Raw genomic sequence first — 16,632 nt, forward strand, 5'->3', positions numbered from 1 at the left:
GTGTGCCCACTATGGCACAGCCACGATTTGTGCATGTTCCACGTGGAACCGGGCGATGTGGGTCAGGTCCAGCAGCGCCGCCGGGGCTTCGGTAGCGGTGATGAAAATCTGTGCCGGCCCATTGAGCAGGCGCTCCAGCACCCGCGCCTGATGGGTGCGATCCAGCTCCGAGGCCAGATCGTCCAGCGCGATCACCGGCCATTCGCCGCGCTGTTCCGCATAGTCCTCGGCCTGCGCCAGCAGGCAGGCCAATGCCGTCAGCTTGGCCTGGCCACGGGACAACGCATCACGCCCCGGAATGCTGTGGAAATCCACACTCCAGTCTGCCCGGTGTGGGCCGACCGAGGTATAGCCGGCCTGCCGGTCACGTTCCCGGGCCAGCAGCAGGGCATCGGCCAAGGGAAGCTCATGCCGCCGCCAACCGGGGCTCAGTTCCAGCCCCTGGATGCCGAGTTGCGGAGCCAGGCGGGCGGCCAGGGCCACCGTGCGCTGCTGCAGACGCTCCAGGTAGTGCTGACGGCGGCTGGTCAGCGGCTCCCCGGCCTCGGCCAGCTCGTGATCCCAGGTATCGAGCATCCGCGACGGCCCGCCTTGCTTGAGCAGAGCATTGCGCTGCTTCAGCGCCCGGGAATAGCGGCGCCACAGGGAGAGAAAATCCGGTTCCACGTGGAACAAACCCCAATCGAGGAAACGCCGGCGGGGTTCGCCCCCCCCACTGACCAGTGCATGGCTCCCCGGCTCGAACGTCACCACGGCCAGCGCTGCGCAGAGATTGCCCAGCTGCGCGACGTCTTCACCGTCCAATCGACCCTTCCAGTCCTGGCCACTGTGGCGCAGCCCGGCCTTTCGGCGGTGGGGCGGGTGATCGGCACGCTGTTCGTCCCATTCCACGAAGATTTCCAGCGCTTCCTGACCCTGGCGCACCAGACCGTCGCGCACCCGGCCACGGAAGCTGCGCCCGTAGGCCATCAGGTGCAACGCTTCGAGCACGCTGGTCTTTCCGGCACCGTTGTCGCCGGTCAGCAGGTTCAATCCCGACTGGGGCGACAGGTCCACCGCGCTGAAGCGACGCAGTTGGTGCAGGGCGAGGCGGCGGATAAGCATGGGGCGCGAAAGACCATCCGCACGAGGCGGTAGTGGGGCAGGGAATCCATCAGCTTACTGCATCGGTCAAGCCAGCCGTGGCGCGCCAGACATCGCCACTGTGCTGAAGCCTCCGCCTGGCAACCCCACGCGTGTTCCACGTGGTGGCGCTCCCTCACCTGCGCTCGCCTGGGTCTGGATATGCCCGGGAATCCTTGAATTCTGAGCGGCGGCGCAGAGTACAGGCCTTCAGATTTCAGCGATTTCAGCCTCATTCCGCGAGCATCGCCAGGTGCCCCCGACGGTGGGTTGCGCGAACACCGCGCGGATTTCTTGAAATCTACGATGCGATGCCGTGGAGGGTTCCACAGATTTCAAAGAATTCAGCCCGTTCGTTTCACGCTGTCCACAGCGGGCCTGTATGACTTATACACAAGGTATGGGCAAACTGTGGATAAAAAAGCCCTTTTGCCCGACCTGCGAAACTATCCACAGGTTCCCCCCCAGCCTGAGGGGCCTCTATACAGGGGGTTTCAGCTGCATAAATCTCTTGAAAATCAATTGGATAATGCATTTTTCCACGAAATCTGGGCCTACCATCACCACCATGCTTTAGATTTATACCCAGATTTAGAAGCTAGGCCAGCTTTGATCCGGCCCCAATCAGGCCTGTGGACAGTGACGTCTGCAGATGAAGCAACCACTGCGATAGGGGATGCGATCCGCTTCATCCATTCGACCAGATCGGGTTACCTGCAATCAGGCTGAAGACCTGGAACTGCGTACTCGATCAAAGTTGGCTGGGCAGCGCCCAGGTCAGCAATCTGGATTCCTACCGCGCAGGGCCGATTGCATCGGAGGGGCAACCAAGAACAATCGGCAAGCAGCAATCTCGGGCAAGACATTCGACCAGACCCGGAGATTCCGCGATCGCCGATGCTCCACGTGGAACCTGCAAAAAAAAACGCCCGGGGAGATCCCGGGCGTCCTTCGGTTCCACGTGGAACAGGTTGCTGTCAGAGACGCAGCGGCATCACCACGTGGCGCGACTTCTCGCTGCTGGATTCACGAACCAGCGCAGAAGAGTTGGAGTCGCGCAGCTGGATGATGACCTCCTCATCGCGCAGCGCGGAGAGGGCGTCCAGCAGGTAGTTCACGTTGAAGCCAATGGCCAGATCACTGACCGTGGTGTCGGCTTCGATCTCTTCCTGGGCTTCTTCCTGTTCCGGATTGTGCGCGCTGATCTTCAGGTTGCCCGGCGAGACTTCCACGCGGATGCCGCGGTACTTCTCATTGGACAGGATCGCGGCGCGCTGCAGCGAGGCACGCAGTGCTTCACGATCAACCTTCACTTCGCGGTCGGCACCGATCGGAATCACCGCTTCGTAATCCGGGAAACGACCGTCGATCAGCTTCGAGGTGAAGGTGACATCGTCGCGCTTGACGCGAACGTGGCTGCGGCCGACTTCCAGTTCGATCTCGCGATCGCCGCTCTCCAGCAGGCGCTGCAGTTCGGTCACGCCCTTGCGCGGCACGATGATCTGGCGCTTGGAACCGCTGGGCTTGGCCAGATCGGTTTCACACAGGGCCAGGCGATGGCCGTCGGTGGCGACCGTGCGCAGCGCATCGCCGCGCAGGTCGAACAGCAGGCCGTTGAGGTAGTAGCGCACGTCCTGCTGGGCCATCGCGAACGCAGTGCGCTCGATCAGTTCCTTCAGGGTTGCTTCGCCGATCGCCACGCGCTCGGTAGCTTCCACTTCGTCCACCGACGGGAAGTCGTTGGAGGGCAGGGTGGCAAGGGTGAAGCGGCTGCGGCCGGCCTGCACGGTGATCTTGTCACCGGTCTGCGAGACGGTAATCCGGCTGCCGTCGGGCAGGGCGCGGATGATCTCGAACAGCTTGCGGGCGGGAATGGTGGTTTCGCCGTCCTGGGCATCTTCAACCGCGATCCGCGACACCATCTCCACTTCCAGGTCGGTACCGGTCAGCGACAGCTGGCCGTTCTGCACCTGGACCAGGAAATTGGCCAGAACCGGAAGGGTCTGGCGGCGTTCGACCACGTTGACGACCTGTGCCAACGGCTTGAGAAAGGCTTCGCGCTGCAGTGTGAAACGCATGTGGTTCCGTGCCCCTATGCTTTAAAAAATGTGGAATAAATCAAAAGCTTGGTGGTGCTGGTAGAGACAGAATCGCTGGAAAACAACGCTAAGTCTTTGTAAATAAAAGGATTTCAGGCATCGAAACCCTCTGTATTACCGACCCCCAGAGGGTGGGGAAAGCTGTGGATAAAACCGACGCGATTTCAAACGCCATTTTTATCCACAACGTGTCCCGCGCTTGCTACCGGATTCTGCACCGTTTTGTGCGATGACGCCTCATCGGCATCCGTGCATCATTCGCTCAGCTTCCGGATCAGCTTGTCCCAGTCCTCGCGGAGCTTGCCGTCGGTTTCCATCAGGGTCCGGATCTGGCGGCAGGCATGCAGCACCGTGGTGTGATCGCGACCGGCAAAGGCATCGCCGATCTCGGGCAGGCTGTGCTCGGTCAGTTCCTTGGTCAGGGCCATGGCGACCTGGCGCGGGCGTGCCAGCGAGCGGGTCCGACGCTTCGACAGCAGATCCTTGATCTGCAGGCCGTAGTAGTCGGCAACGGTTTTCTGGATGTTGGGAATGCTGATCGCCTGCTGCTGGGCGCGCAGCAGGTCGCGCAGGGTTTCCTGGGCGAACTCGGTGGTGATCGCGCGGCCGGTGAAATTGGCGCGGGCGGTCAGGGTATTGAGCGCGCCTTCGAGGTCGCGCACGTTGGAGCGCATCTTCTTGGCGATCAGGAACGCAACATCATCGGGAATCTCGGCACCGCGTTCGCGTGCCTTGGCCAGCACGATCGCGGCGCGGGTCTCGAAGTCCGGCGGTTCGATCGCGACCGACAGGCCCCAGGCAAGCCGCGACTTCAGGCGCGCTTCCAGGCCCTCGACTTCGCGCGGATAGCGGTCGCAGGTCAGGATGATCTGCTGCTTGCCATCGAACAACGCGTTGAAGGTGTGGAAGAACTCTTCCTGGGTGCGGTCCTTGCCGGCGAAGAACTGGATGTCATCGATCAGCAGCGCGTCCACCTGCTGGAACTGGCGCTTGAACTGATCCATGGTCTTTTCCTGCAGGGCCCGGATCATTGCGCTGAAGAACTGTTCCGAACGCAGGTACAGCACCTTCGCGCCCGGATTGGCCTGGCGCATGGCGTTGCCGGCGGCGAACATCAGGTGGGTCTTGCCCAGGCCGGTGCCCCCGTACAGCAGCAGCGGGTTGTGCGCGCGGTCGCCCGGCTTCTGCGCCGCCTGGAAGGCGGCGGCCAGGCCCAGCTGGTTGCTGCGGCCTTCGACGAAGTTGGCGAACGTGTAGTGGTTGTCCAGGTTGCCGGCGAACGGCACCTGCGGTTCGCTGGACACATGCGCCGACGGCGTGGAAACCGGCGCGTTCTGCGCCTCGACAGGGCGCGGGCGCGAGCCGATTTCAAGAAAAACGTCGCTGAAACCGGCGAAGTGCGCCAGCAGTTCGCGGATCCGGGCCAGGTACAGCTCGCGGACCTGGTCGACGATGAAGGCATTCGGTGCATACAGCACCAGGCTGTCCACGCGCAGATCGGCCTGCAGTGGCTTCAGCCAGGTATGAACGTCTTCCGGCGGGAACTCCGCTTCGAGGCGCTCGAGACTACGGGACCAAGCATCCATCAGCAATAATCGTCCGGTGGCCGGGGCATGGACGCGACAAGGCGCCCAAACACAGGCCTGAAAGGGGGGGAAATGGATGGCTCAGACTACCACCGAGCGCCCGCCTTCGGAATGCTTGTCCCCTACTTATTCACAAAAACATCCACAGCTATTGCACAGCCCGGTGAATTCGCGTAGCTGCCAGGGGTTGACTTGGGGCAGGGTACCTCTCTAGAATTTCCGGTTCTTTCCGTCCCATTCATACGAGAGGCCCCCAATGGCCACGAAGCGCACCTACCAGCCCAGCAACCTCAAGCGTAAGCGCGACCACGGCTTCCGTGCCCGTATGAAGACCGCTGACGGCCGCAAGATCCTGTCGCGTCGCCGCGCCAAGGGCCGCAAAGTCCTGAGCGCCTGATTGCCATGCCGCACCCCGCGGCAGACGCAATCCCTTCGACAGTGAATACTGCAGACCCGCGCAAGCGATTCCCTCGCTCTGCGCGGGTTCGCACGCGTGCCGAATACTCAACGGTCTTCAACGGCGCCCGCCGTGTGTCCGATCCGCTGATGACCCTGCACTGGCTGCCGGCTGACCGGCCGGCCAGGCTGGGTCTGGCGGTTTCCCGCAAGGTTGATCCGAACGCCGTCGGGCGTAACCGGATCAAGCGCGTCCTGCGCGACATCCTGCGTCAGACACGTACCGACATCCAGCCAGGCGACTTTGTCGTCGTGGCTCGTAGTGCTGCGCGTTCCGCCAGCAACGACGAGATCCGCCAGGCCTTCCTGCGCCTGCTGCGTCGCCTGCGTGCATTGCCCACGCCGGGCGTGGACGGCACAATGCCGCCGCCTGATGGCATCGCAACTCCTTCTTTGACCGAGCCGGCATCGCGTCCCGGCCCCGCCGAGCCTGTCCGCTGATGAACCAGACCCGCGTATTCCTCGTTTTTGCCTGGCTGATGGTGGCCGTGCTGCTGTGGATGGAGTGGAGCCGTGAAAAGGCTGCTCCGACCCCGGCACCAACCACCACGTCGGCCCCGGCAGCCGCACAGAGTGTTCCGGGCGCGAACCCCGGCGCCATCCCCAGCGCCCAGGTGCCGGGCGCCCCCGGCCAGGCGGCCGCTGCACAGGCCCAGGCCAGCGCTACCCCGGCCAGCCAGCGCGTGACCGTCACCACCGACGTGCTGCGCTTGGTGCTCGACGGCGGCCGCGTGCTCGATGCCGAGCTGCTGCAGTTCCCGCAGACCAAGGACGAAGGCAGCCCGCCGGTCCGCCTGCTGACCGAAGACCCCGCGCACCCGTACAGCGCGATCAGTGGCTGGGCCAGCGAAGACAAGAACACCCCGGTCCCCGGCGCTGACGGCTTCAAGCTGGTGGGGGACACCAAGGACTTCGTGCTGGCCAAGGGCCAGAACGAGCTGCAGATCCCGTTCGTGTGGACCGCCGACAGCGGCGTGACCATCAAGCGCACCCTGACCGTCTCGCGCAACGAGTACGCCGTGCGCTTCAAGGACGAAGTCAGCAACGCTGGCGCCGCGCCGTGGAACGGCTATGTCTACCGCACCCTGGACCGCACCCCGACCATCCTGTCGCGGAGCATGACCAACCCCGATTCCTTCAGCTTCAACGGTGCCACCTGGTACGACAACGACAAGAAGTACCAGCGTCGTGCGTTCAAGGACTACCTGGAAGACGGCACGCTGAACCAGAACATCACCGGCGGCTGGCTGGCGATGCTGCAGCACCACTTCTTCACCGCCTGGATCCCGCAGAAGGACCAGACCGCACACTACGTGCTGTCGCAGGTGGCTGGTCGTGACCTGATCGAAGCGCGTGGCCCGGCCTTCACCGTGGCCCCGGGCCAGTCCACCAGCACCGAAGCCCGCCTGTGGGTCGGCCCGAAGCTGGTCAACCTGATCGCCAAGGAAGATGTGCCGGGCCTGGACCGCGTGGTCGACTACAGCCGCTTCTCGATGATGGCGGTGATCGGCCAGGGCCTGTTCTGGGTGCTGAACCAGGTGCACAAGCTGGTCGGCAACTGGGGCTGGGCGATCGTCGGCCTGGTGGTGCTGCTGAAGCTGGTGCTGTACCCGCTGTCGGCGACCCAGTACAAGAGCGGCGCCAAGATGCGTCGTTTCCAGCCGCGCATCGCGCAGCTGAAGGAACGCTATGGCGATGACCGCCAGAAGTTCCAGACCGCGATGATGGAGCTGTACAAGAAGGAAAAGATCAATCCGATGGGGGGCTGCCTGCCGATCCTCATCCAGATGCCGATCTTCTTCGCCCTGTACTGGGTGCTGGTGGAATCGGTCGAACTGCGCCAGGCGCCCTGGTTCGGCTGGATCCAGGACCTGACCGCACGCGACCCGTACTTCATCCTGCCGGTCATCAACGTGGCAGTGATGTGGTTCACCCAGAAGCTGACCCCGGCACCGGGCATGGACCCGATGCAGCAGAAGATGATGCAGTTCATGCCGCTGGTGTTCGGCGTCATGATGGCCTTCATGCCGTCCGGCCTGGTCCTGTACTGGGTGGTCAACGGCGGCCTGGGCCTGCTGCAGCAGTGGTGGATGACCAAGCGCCATGGCGGCGAGCCGGTCCCGGCCACCACCGCGCCGGCCCCGGTCAAAAAGAAGTAATCCCGACCTGTAGAGTCGACTGTTGGTCGACTGGCAGTAGAGCAGTCGACTAACAGTCGACTCTACTACCGCCCCGGTCGATGAGAAGCCCGCCGCAAGGCGGGCTTTTCGCATGCGGCGTTAGAATCGCCGGCACACCGTTCCTCCCACCTTCGAGTCCACCATGCAGCGTGCGTCGTCGTTCCGCCTGTTCCTGCCGTCGCTGTTGTTGACCCTGGTCGTTGCCGGCTGTGGCGACAAGGACGCGAAGGCGCCGGCGACCACGGTCACCCAGCCCAGCGCGCAGGCCGCGGCCGCCGCCGATCCCGCCGCTGCACCGTTGCTGGCCGCGCTGCAGAAGCAGCTCGACGGCTACCGCCGCATCATCGTGCTGCTGGCCGACGAGGAACAGCAGTCGGCTGCCGACCGCGGTACCTCCACGCGCGTGGGCCAGCAGCTGTTCCACGATGGCCTGGAACAGCGCACGGCCATCGCCGCGCAGTTCGACACGCTGCTGCGCGGCTCCAGTCCGCAGCGCTTCGCCACCCTCGGCACCGTGCTGGACTACATCGAGTCGGCGCCGGAACTGTTCGACGCCGACCGCCTGGCCTTCCGCGAAGTGCTGCGTGACCTGCATGAACGGGTCGGCACCGATTCGTCGCTGCCGGCGGTGAAGCTGCACCAGCGCATCGGTGAGGACCTGGAGGCGCTTGATGAGATCGAGCGCAACTACAACCAGGAACTGACCCGCATCTTCAGCCGCTTCGAGCGCACCCGCGCCATCGAACTGAAGCGTGAGAAGTGGGACGACTACATCGCCCACCTGCACAAGGACTACAGCCGCGAAGCGATCCTGCGCGACTACGGCGTGATCGAGCCGTACCCGATGTCGATGAAGGACAGCGACCGCGAGATCTTCGGCCGCGACCTGCCGGCCAAGACCGTTGTGCTCACCTTCGACGATGGCCCGCACAAGGCCTATACCGATGAAGTGGTGGCCATCCTCAAGCGCTACGACGTGCCGGGCGTGTTCTTCGAAGTGGGCCGCAACCTGGGCAAGGTCGAGGCCGACGGCAAGGTCAGCCTCGGCCCGATGGCCAGGATCAGCCGCAACCTGATGGAAGAGGGCTATGCGGTCGGCAATCACAGCCTGACCCACGCCCAGCTGTCGCGCACCACCGGTGACGCGCTGCGCCAGCAGGTGCTGGACACCGACACGCTGCTGAAGGATGTCGACAGCAAGCGCGCGCCGCTGTTCCGCTTCCCCTATGGCGCACGCAATGCCGAAGGCCTGCAGCTGCTCAACGAAGCCGGGCTGAAGTCGATCATGTGGAACATCGACTCGATGGACTGGGCCGACCCGGTGCCGGAGTCGATCGTGCAGCGCGTACTCGACCAGGTGAACAAGGAACAGCGCGGCATCATCCTGTTCCACGACATTCACGATCGTGCGGTGAAGGCGCTGCCGCAGATCCTCGACCGGCTGATCGCCGATGGCTACCAGTTCGCTGGCTGGAACGGCCGCGACTTCACGGTCGCCCGTGCGCGCAAGGGCGCGACCAACGATGCCACCGTCACCACCGGCTACGAGAAGTCCTGGGCGATCGTGGTCGGCATCGACAACTACGCCAAGTGGCCGAAGCTGGAGTACGCCAGCTACGATGCGCAGGCGGTGGCCGATACCCTGACCGGGCAGTTCGGCTTCCCGTCCTCGCAGGTGATCGTGCTGAAGAACGAGCAGGCCACGCGCAACAACATCCTGGCTGCCTTCCACGACCGCCTGGCCGATGACCGCACTGGCAAGAACGATCGCGTGTTCGTGTTCTTCGCCGGCCATGGCGCGACCCGCCAGCTCGCCTCCGGGCGCGACCTCGGCTACATCATCCCGGTCGATTCGGACCCGAAGGAATTCGCTACCGACGCCATCGCGATGACCGACATCCAGAACATCGCCGAGAGCATGCAGGCCAAGCACGTGATGTTCGTGATGGATGCCTGCTACAGCGGCCTGGGCCTGACCCGTGGCGGTCCATCGTCGTCGTCGTTCCTGCGCGAGAACGCGCGGCGCAGCGCGCGGCAGATGCTGACCGCCGGCGGTGCCGACCAGCAGGTGGCCGACGCCGGTCCGAACGGCCACTCGGTGTTCACCTGGGTGCTGCTGCAGGCATTGGCCGGCAAGGGCGACCTCAACGGCGATGGGCTGATCACCGGTACCGAACTGGCCGCCTACGTTGCGCCGGCCGTCTCAGCCGTTTCACACCAGACCCCGGCCTTCGGCAGCCTGCCCGGTTCGCAGGGCGGCGAGTTCGTGTTCCAGGTGCCGGACAGCCAGGAGTTCCTCAATGCCGATACGCGCCAGTTGACCGCCGATGCGATCGCACTGAACAACAAGGTTGAAGCCGCCAGCGAAGCCAAGGGCAGCCAGGCGCCGGTGACGGTGGCCGACCTGCAGGGCGGCAAGGCCAAGCTGGTGGTGCCCACTGCGGGCCCGGCGTCGGATCGCCAGCGCGCGCAGCAGGCCAATGACCGCGGCCTGCAGCTGTACCGCGAGAAGCAGTACGACGAGGCGGTGGCGCAGTTCACCGAGGCACTGAAGCTGCGTCCGGACTTCGCCCAGGCCGCCAACAACCTCGGCTTCGTCTACTACCGCCAGCAGCGCTATGCCGAAGCGGCGCGCTGGCTGGAGAACACGCTGAAGATCGACCCCTCGCGTGCAGTGGCCTATCTCAACCTGGGTGATGCCTACTTCAACGCCGGCGACAAGGCCAAGGCCAAGCAGGCCTACACCACCTACCTGGCCTTGCAGCCGCAGGGCAGTAGCGCGGCCCAGGCGCGCGCACAGCTGGAGAAGCTCTGAGCCATGAACGACGCGATCCGCACCGACACCATCGTCGCCATCGCCAGCGCCCCTGGTGCCGGCGGTGTCGGCCTGCTGCGCCTGTCCGGCCCGCGTGCTGCGGCCATCGCCAATGCACTGGGCGCACCTGCACTGCGTCCGCGCCACGCGCACTACGCGCGCCTGCGTGATGCCGACGGCGAGGTCATCGACGATGGCATCGTGCTGTGGTTCCCGGCACCGAACAGCTTCACCGGCGAGGAAGTGGTGGAACTGCAGGGCCATGGCAGCCCGGTGCTGCTGCAGCAGCTGGTCGCGCGCTGCATCGCGCTCGGCGCGCGCCAGGCGCGGCCGGGTGAGTTCAGTGAACGGGCATTCCTCAACGGCAAGCTCGACCTGGCCCAGGCCGAGGCCATCGCCGACCTGATCGCCGCGGGCGACAACCGCGCCGCGCGCGCGGCACGCCGTTCGCTGGATGGCGTGTTCTCGCGCCGCATCGACGCCGTGGTCGAGCAGCTGGTGCTGCTGCGCATCCACGTGGAAGCGGCCATCGATTTTGCCGACGAACCGCTGGATACGCTCGGTGGCGCGCAGGTGCGGCGTGGGCTGGAACAGGCGCGCAGCGATCTGGCCCTGCTGCGCCGCGATGCCGAACGCGGCCGTCGCCTGCGCGATGGCCTGCACGCGGTGCTGATCGGTCCGCCGAACGCCGGCAAGAGTTCACTGCTCAACGCGCTGGCCGGCAGCGAACGCGCCATCGTCACCGACATCGCCGGTACCACCCGCGACACCCTGCGCGAGACCATCCGCCTGGACGGTCTGGAGCTGACCCTGGTCGACACCGCCGGCCTGCGCGACGGCGGTGACGCCATCGAACGCGAAGGCATGCGCCGCGCCCATGTGGAAATCGAGCGCACCGATCTGGCGCTGATCGTGCTGGATGCGCGCGATCCGGCGGCTGGCGAAGCGGCGCTGGGCGAGGCCGTGGCGGCGGTGCCGCACAAGGTCTACATCCACAACAAGTCGGACCTGCTGGAGGCGTTGCCGTCGCTGGACGATCCGGACCGGGTGTTCGTTTCGGCCGCCACCGGCGCCGGGCTCGACGATCTGCATGCGCGTCTGCGTTCGATTGCTTCGGCCGGGGCAGGGGAGCAGGTGGATGGCGAGTTCTCCGCGCGCACGCGGCATGTGGACGCAATCGAGCGTGCGCAGGAGCACGCGCAGCGCGCCGATGGCGAGCTGGCGCATGAGCACCTGGAACTGGCCGCCGAGGAACTGCGGCTGGCGCATGACGCGCTGGGCGAGATCACCGGGCAGATGAGTGCCGATGACCTGCTTGGAAGGATCTTCTCCAGTTTCTGCATCGGGAAGTAGATCCGAGGTCAGATTCCCGAAGGGGCTCTGACCGCCTCGCTTACTCATGACTGACGGCTGGGGGTTTCAATCCTGTGCGCGACACCTCCTTGATATCATTCCCGCCATGAACCCGATAACCGACAGTGACGTGCGATCAGCTCTGCTGGGCAAGGTCATTGCTGAGCATGTCGCAAATCCGAACACGCTTGTGGTGGAGGAAATGGGGCTTGCGCGCGGCGCCTGCCGGGTCGATGTCTGTGTCATCAATGGCCATCTGCACGGCTACGAGATCAAGAGTGATGTAGACACCCTGCGGAGACTTCCATTGCAGCAGCAGTTCTACTCCGATGTCCTCGACAAGGCGACGATCGTGGTGGGCAAGCGCCATTTGGACCATGCCCTGGATACGTTGCCTGCTTGGTGGGGGGTCAGGCTGGCATCACGTGGAGCGCGCAACGCAGTGAGGCTAGAACTAGTGCGGCCTGCAAAACTCAATCCATCAGTGAGCGCGACGGCCGTCGCAGCACTGCTCTGGCGCGATGAAATTTCTGCTCTGATCGGCAGGCGGACGCCTGAAAAATCAGCGCTGCGCGGCAACCGCGCAGCGCTATGTGAACGTCTGTCGGAGCTCTACAGTCTTGCGGAAATCCGTGCGCTGGTCAGGGAACAGTTGAAGCGCCGGTCAGACTGGCGAGGTCGCGAACAACCTTAGTCATATGGTGGTTGGTCGCCACCGTTGGCCAGGTCGAGCTTCCCCCGGTACTGGTGACACTGTTTGCGCAGTCTTCGATGTACGCATCGCCCCAGCTGTAGCCGCGCCCCATGAAGACCACCGGCAGATCGGAGACCAGGTGCCGGCACAGATCACGGTACTGGTCGCGGCCGTTGCGCTTGATCTGGGTACCTACAACGATCCGCCACTGATCATCGATCGTGTACTTGATCTTGGCGTTGGGGTCGAACAGGCGAGGATCCATCAATTCCGTCTGTGGAGAAGCGCAGCCATAGTCACCAAACCACGGCATTCGTTCAGTGTGCATGCGGGCTAGCCGCGTGTACGCGCGCCATTCCCGGCGGTTCACATCGCCATGTGGGCGATAGCTTGAAGAGGGGCTTAGGCTGGCAGGGAAACTACCACCCACGAGGGTGATCGATCTCCAGTCGGCCAGATCCGGAACGGCCGCAATCCATGCCTGCCAGGTCGATGCCTGCAGCGTGGGCGAGTCGGCGACATCGGTCGAGCTGTCGAGGATCAGGTCCACCTGACCTGATACCACGCCCAACAGTTTCAGCAACCCTGAGATCCGGGCCAGGTGCCCTCCTTCAAGATCATCCGGCACCAGCCGTAATCCGCAGCCACGATCATCGCGGGCGACGATGCGTGCCACCGCCTGCTGGTAGTCGACATGCCGGTCAATGCCGGTCACGGGAATGGCCTGGCATCCTGCGGTGCGAGTGAGGTGGAAGATCCGCTCCAGATGGTGCTGGCCGTCCGCCATGGTGTCGTCACCGGCAAGATAGGGCGAATCGAACAGGCAGCGCCGCGCCTTCCAGTTACTGCTCAGACGCCTGCCTACGTTCTTCAGGTGGTCATCGAGTGACTTGGCCGGTGCATCGTTCTCGAAGTCCCACTGCTCGATCGGGATCTCGAACAGGGGATAGATCCCATCCTTGACTCCTTCGCTGGTACGACCCACCGCGAGATACTCTCCCTGTCGCCATTTGAGAATCGGCATGTACATCAGTTGTTTCATGATCTGCCCCTGACAACTTCGCTGTTGGTCATCCGAGGCTAGTCGCGGGCCGTGCAGCGCTTCAATCAGAGTTGTTTGAAGAATGGGGGGAGCGCTCAGGTCGGAGCCCCTGCGGGGATCCGACTCCAGGTCCCCCACCTGTCACATTGCCGCCGCATACTGAAGCCCATCACATACCGCTTGGGGAAGTCGCAGTGAAGTCGTGGGGTTGTGCGTTGCTGTTGTCGCTGGCCGTGGCACCATCGGTGGCCATGAGTGCTGAATCCTCCACCCCGGCCGCGCACAAGGTGTCGGTCTATGGCCATCGCGGGGCGAGCGCATTGCTGCCCGAGCACACCCTGGCCGCCTATGCGCAGGCGATCGCCGATGGCGCCGACTACATCGAGCCGGACCTGGTGATGACCAGGGACGGAGTGATGGTGGCCCGCCACGAGAACGAGATCAGCGGCACCACTGATGTGGCCTCGCATCCCGAATTCGCCAGCCGCCGCACCAGCAAGGTCATCGACGGGCAGAAGGTGGACGGCTGGTTCACCGAAGACTTCACCTTGGCCGAGCTGAAGACCCTGTACGCGCGCGAGCGCCTGCCGGAACTGCGCAGCACCGCCTATGACGGCCAGTTCCGCATCGCCAGCCTGGACGAGATCCTCGCATTCCTTGTCCAGCAGGCCGGGCGTGCCAACCGTGGCATCGGCCTGGTGCCGGAGATCAAGCACCCGACCTACTTCCAGTCGATCGGCCTGCCGATGGAAGACAAGCTCCTGACCGCGCTGCGTGGCAATGCCTATACCAACGTCGGCCCGGTCACCATCCAGTCGTTCGAGACCGCCAACCTGCGCTACCTGCGCGGCAAGATCCCGCGCGGCAGCAACATCCGCCTGCTGCAACTGCTGTGGAAGGGCGACACCCAGCCGGCCGACATCGCCAAGGCCGGTGGAAAGCTGACCTACGCGCAGATGATGACCCCGGCAGGACTGAAGGACATCGCCAGCTACGCCGACAGCATCGGCCCGGAACTGCGCTCGATCATTCCGCTGGACGCCAAGGGCGCGCTGAGCACTCCGACCACGCTGGTACAGGACGCACATGCAGTGGGCCTGATGGTGATTCCGTACACCTTCCGTCCGGAGAACCACTTCCAGGCCAGCAACCTGCGCAAGGGCGCCGACAACGCGCGCAATGCCGAGGGTTCGATTGCCGAGATGCGTGCCTATCTGGCCACCGGCATCGATGCGTTCTTCACCGATGACCCGGCACTGGGCCGGCAGGCGGTGGATGGCATGGGCGCGGCGGGGAATGCGGCGAACTGACGGACTCTGGTAGGTGCCAACCTTGGTTGGCACACAACAACCGCGCCGACCAAGGTCGGCCACTACCGGTTCATGAGGGTGCCGGCCAGCGGCCGGCACTACCGGGGCATTTTCAGCCGCGCGGCTCGTCTGGCCGGCGGAACGGGATCACCACGTAGTCCTGACCTTCGCGCGGCTGCCACAGCACCGGCACGCGCTGCGGTGACGGCGGCTCAAGCTCATCGTCGGGCAGCGGTTCGACGTCTTCTTCTTCGTCTTCCCAACTGTAACGCGGGCGCGGCGGCAGCGGGTCGGCATTGCGGAACAGCAGCGCGGCGATGATGCCGGCGAAGGCACCGCCCATGTGCGACTGCCAGGACACGCCATCGGCGTGTGGCAGGATGGTCATCAGCATGCCGCCGTAGAACAGCATGCCGATCAGGCCGGTGGCGATTGCCGCACGGTCGCGCCGCAGCAGGCCCAGGCTGGCCAGCAGGAACATCAGGCCGTGGGTCACGCCACTGGCGCCCAAATGCACGCTGCCGGGGTTGCCCAGCATCCATGCACCGAGGCCCGAACCCAGCCACAGCAGGGGCAGGGCGCGCACGGTGGCCTTCGGATAGACGCTGCCTGCCAGGGTGCCGAGGATCAGGATGGCGATGCTGTTGGCGACGATGTGCTCGACCGAGGCATGCAGCATCGGGCCGCCGATCAGGCCGAGCAGTCCCTTCGCTTCCAGTGGCGCCACGGCCCAAAGCCGCCAGTCGAAGGTGCCCTGCAGGGCGAACACGGCCACCAGCACCAGCACGGCGGCCAGGTTGACATTGAACGCCCTCAGGATGCGCGAGCGGTCATTGCGGGGGGCCGGTACGTCGCCGGCAGGCAGGGGCGCGTTGTTGTCCATACCTCAGCAATGGCGGTGACTGGCGCGAAACCAAGGCCACCGCGGCGGGAAAGTGGATACGCCCGGCGGGACAATCCCACCGGCCGCGCCGTTCAGCCGTTCAGGCTCAGGCCTGGCCTTCGCCCTCCTTCGGCGGGTACTTCAAGCTGAGCACCACGGTGGCGGCGATGATCACCGCCACCACGCCCAGCGAGACCGGGGTCGGGATCTTGAACAGGTCGATGATCATCATCTTGATGCCGATGAAGCCCAGCACCAGTGCCAGCCCGTACGGCAGCAGGTGGAAGCGGTCGGCCATGCCGGCCAGCAGGAAGAACATCGCGCGCAGGCCCAGCACCGCGAACACGTTGGAGGTGAGCACGATGAACGGGTCGGTGGTGATCGCGAAAATCGCCGGGATGCTGTCCACGGCGAAGATCACGTCGGTGACCGCGATCAGGATCAGCACCGCGAACAGCGGGGTGAACCAGCGCACGCCGTCGCGCTTCACGCTCAGTGCGTTGCCGGCATAGTCCGGCAGCAGGCGCAGGTGCTTGCGCATCCAGCGCAGGGCGGGATTGGTCTCCAGGTCCGGCTCCTGGCCGGCGGCGAACCACATCTTCCAGCCCGTGAACAGCAGGAAGGCGCCGAACACGTAGAGCAGCCAATGGAACTGGCTGATCAGCACGCTGCCGGCGAAGATCATGATCGTACGCAGCACGATCGCACCCAGGATGCCGATGATCAGCACCTTCTGGCGCTGCTCCTCCGGCACCGCGAAGTAGCTCATGATCATCAGGAACACAAAGATGTTGTCGACCGCCAGCGCCTTCTCGACCAGGTAGCCGGTCAGGAATTCGAGGCCGACCTTGTTGGCCACCACCTGGCCGGCGGTCTCATTCAGGTAGTACCAGAGGCCCGCATTGAACAGCAGGGCCAGCGCGACCCAGCCGATGGACCACCACAGGGCCTCCTTGAAGGTGACCTTGTGCGGTCCACCATGGCGCATCAACACGAGGTCGACCAGCAGGGCGATGACCACCACCGCTGCGAAGCCGCCCCACAACCACACGTTACCGATCGTCTGCATTGGGAATGTCCGTTGGAAAGATG

Annotated in this window: 13 protein-coding genes; 7 read left to right on the top strand and 6 right to left on the bottom strand. The window is 64.5% G+C overall.

Annotated features, from left to right (window positions below):
• Positions 1-9 precede the first annotated feature (9 nt).
• From recF to dnaA, 3 genes are all read right to left on the bottom strand, one after another.
• Positions 10-1,104: a DNA replication/repair protein RecF gene (gene recF, locus AC5P8Y_RS14825; protein WP_495202038.1), complete on the bottom strand. Its 1,095-nt coding sequence runs from the start codon at positions 1,102-1,104 to the stop codon at positions 10-12.
• A gap of 995 nt (positions 1,105-2,099) precedes the next feature.
• Entirely contained in the window at positions 2,100-3,200 is a 1,101-nt protein-coding gene (dnaN, locus tag AC5P8Y_RS14830) for a DNA polymerase III subunit beta (RefSeq protein ID WP_005411731.1), read from the bottom strand.
• A 275-nt stretch (positions 3,201-3,475) separates the two neighbouring features.
• A complete protein-coding gene (dnaA, locus tag AC5P8Y_RS14835; RefSeq protein WP_005411730.1) occupies positions 3,476-4,807 on the bottom strand; it encodes a chromosomal replication initiator protein DnaA in 1,332 nt (443 codons plus the stop codon).
• A gap of 256 nt (positions 4,808-5,063) precedes the next feature.
• Between dnaA and rpmH the strand changes: the two genes are divergently transcribed.
• The 6 genes from rpmH to AC5P8Y_RS14865 all read left to right on the top strand — a co-directional run bounded on the left by rpmH (position 5,064) and on the right by AC5P8Y_RS14865 (position 12,305).
• Positions 5,064-5,204 carry a 50S ribosomal protein L34 gene (rpmH, locus tag AC5P8Y_RS14840; RefSeq protein ID WP_005411729.1) on the top strand — a complete coding sequence of 47 codons (141 nt, stop codon included), beginning with the start codon at positions 5,064-5,066 and terminating at the stop codon, positions 5,202-5,204.
• 5 nt (positions 5,205-5,209) lie between these two features.
• Positions 5,210-5,704, top strand: coding sequence for a ribonuclease P protein component (rnpA, locus tag AC5P8Y_RS14845; protein ID WP_005411728.1), 495 nt, complete (start codon positions 5,210-5,212; stop codon positions 5,702-5,704).
• Positions 5,704-7,422, top strand: a complete 1,719-nt coding sequence (yidC, locus tag AC5P8Y_RS14850; protein ID WP_111173401.1) for a membrane protein insertase YidC — start codon at positions 5,704-5,706, stop codon at positions 7,420-7,422. The genes rnpA and yidC overlap by 1 nt, the downstream gene beginning before the upstream one ends.
• Positions 7,423-7,585: 163 nt before the next feature.
• The gene (locus AC5P8Y_RS14855) at positions 7,586-10,258 is read left to right on the top strand and encodes a polysaccharide deacetylase family protein (protein ID WP_033833511.1); all 2,673 of its coding nucleotides are present in this window, start codon (positions 7,586-7,588) and stop codon (positions 10,256-10,258) included.
• A gap of 3 nt (positions 10,259-10,261) precedes the next feature.
• A complete protein-coding gene (gene mnmE / locus AC5P8Y_RS14860; RefSeq protein ID WP_024958544.1) occupies positions 10,262-11,611 on the top strand; it encodes a tRNA uridine-5-carboxymethylaminomethyl(34) synthesis GTPase MnmE in 1,350 nt (449 codons plus the stop codon).
• Positions 11,612-11,717: 106 nt separating this feature from the next.
• Positions 11,718-12,305 (top strand): sce7726 family protein, encoded by a 588-nt coding sequence (locus AC5P8Y_RS14865; protein WP_080264262.1) that lies wholly within the window; start codon positions 11,718-11,720, stop codon positions 12,303-12,305.
• On the opposite strand, the gene AC5P8Y_RS14870 is transcribed toward AC5P8Y_RS14865, so the two are convergent.
• A complete protein-coding gene (locus AC5P8Y_RS14870) occupies positions 12,253-13,347 on the bottom strand; it encodes a beta family protein (protein WP_239501115.1) in 1,095 nt (364 codons plus the stop codon). The genes AC5P8Y_RS14865 and AC5P8Y_RS14870 overlap by 53 nt on opposite strands.
• 194 nt (positions 13,348-13,541) lie before the next feature.
• Between AC5P8Y_RS14870 and AC5P8Y_RS14875 the strand changes: the two genes are divergently transcribed.
• Entirely contained in the window at positions 13,542-14,657 is a 1,116-nt protein-coding gene (locus tag AC5P8Y_RS14875; RefSeq protein ID WP_005411724.1) for a glycerophosphodiester phosphodiesterase, read from the top strand.
• Between the two features lie 112 nt (positions 14,658-14,769).
• Here AC5P8Y_RS14875 and AC5P8Y_RS14880 read toward each other — a convergent pair whose 3' ends face one another.
• On the bottom strand, positions 14,770-15,540 hold the full coding sequence (locus AC5P8Y_RS14880; RefSeq protein ID WP_495202039.1) for a rhomboid family intramembrane serine protease: 771 nt from the start codon (positions 15,538-15,540) through the stop codon (positions 14,770-14,772).
• A 106-nt stretch (positions 15,541-15,646) separates the two neighbouring features.
• Positions 15,647-16,609, bottom strand: a complete 963-nt coding sequence (locus tag AC5P8Y_RS14885) for a TerC family protein (protein ID WP_010487446.1) — start codon at positions 16,607-16,609, stop codon at positions 15,647-15,649.
• Between the last annotated feature and the right edge of the window lie 23 nt (positions 16,610-16,632).

The sequence above is a fragment of the Stenotrophomonas sp. YJH_SMC_12-1 genome (assembly GCF_059370935.1).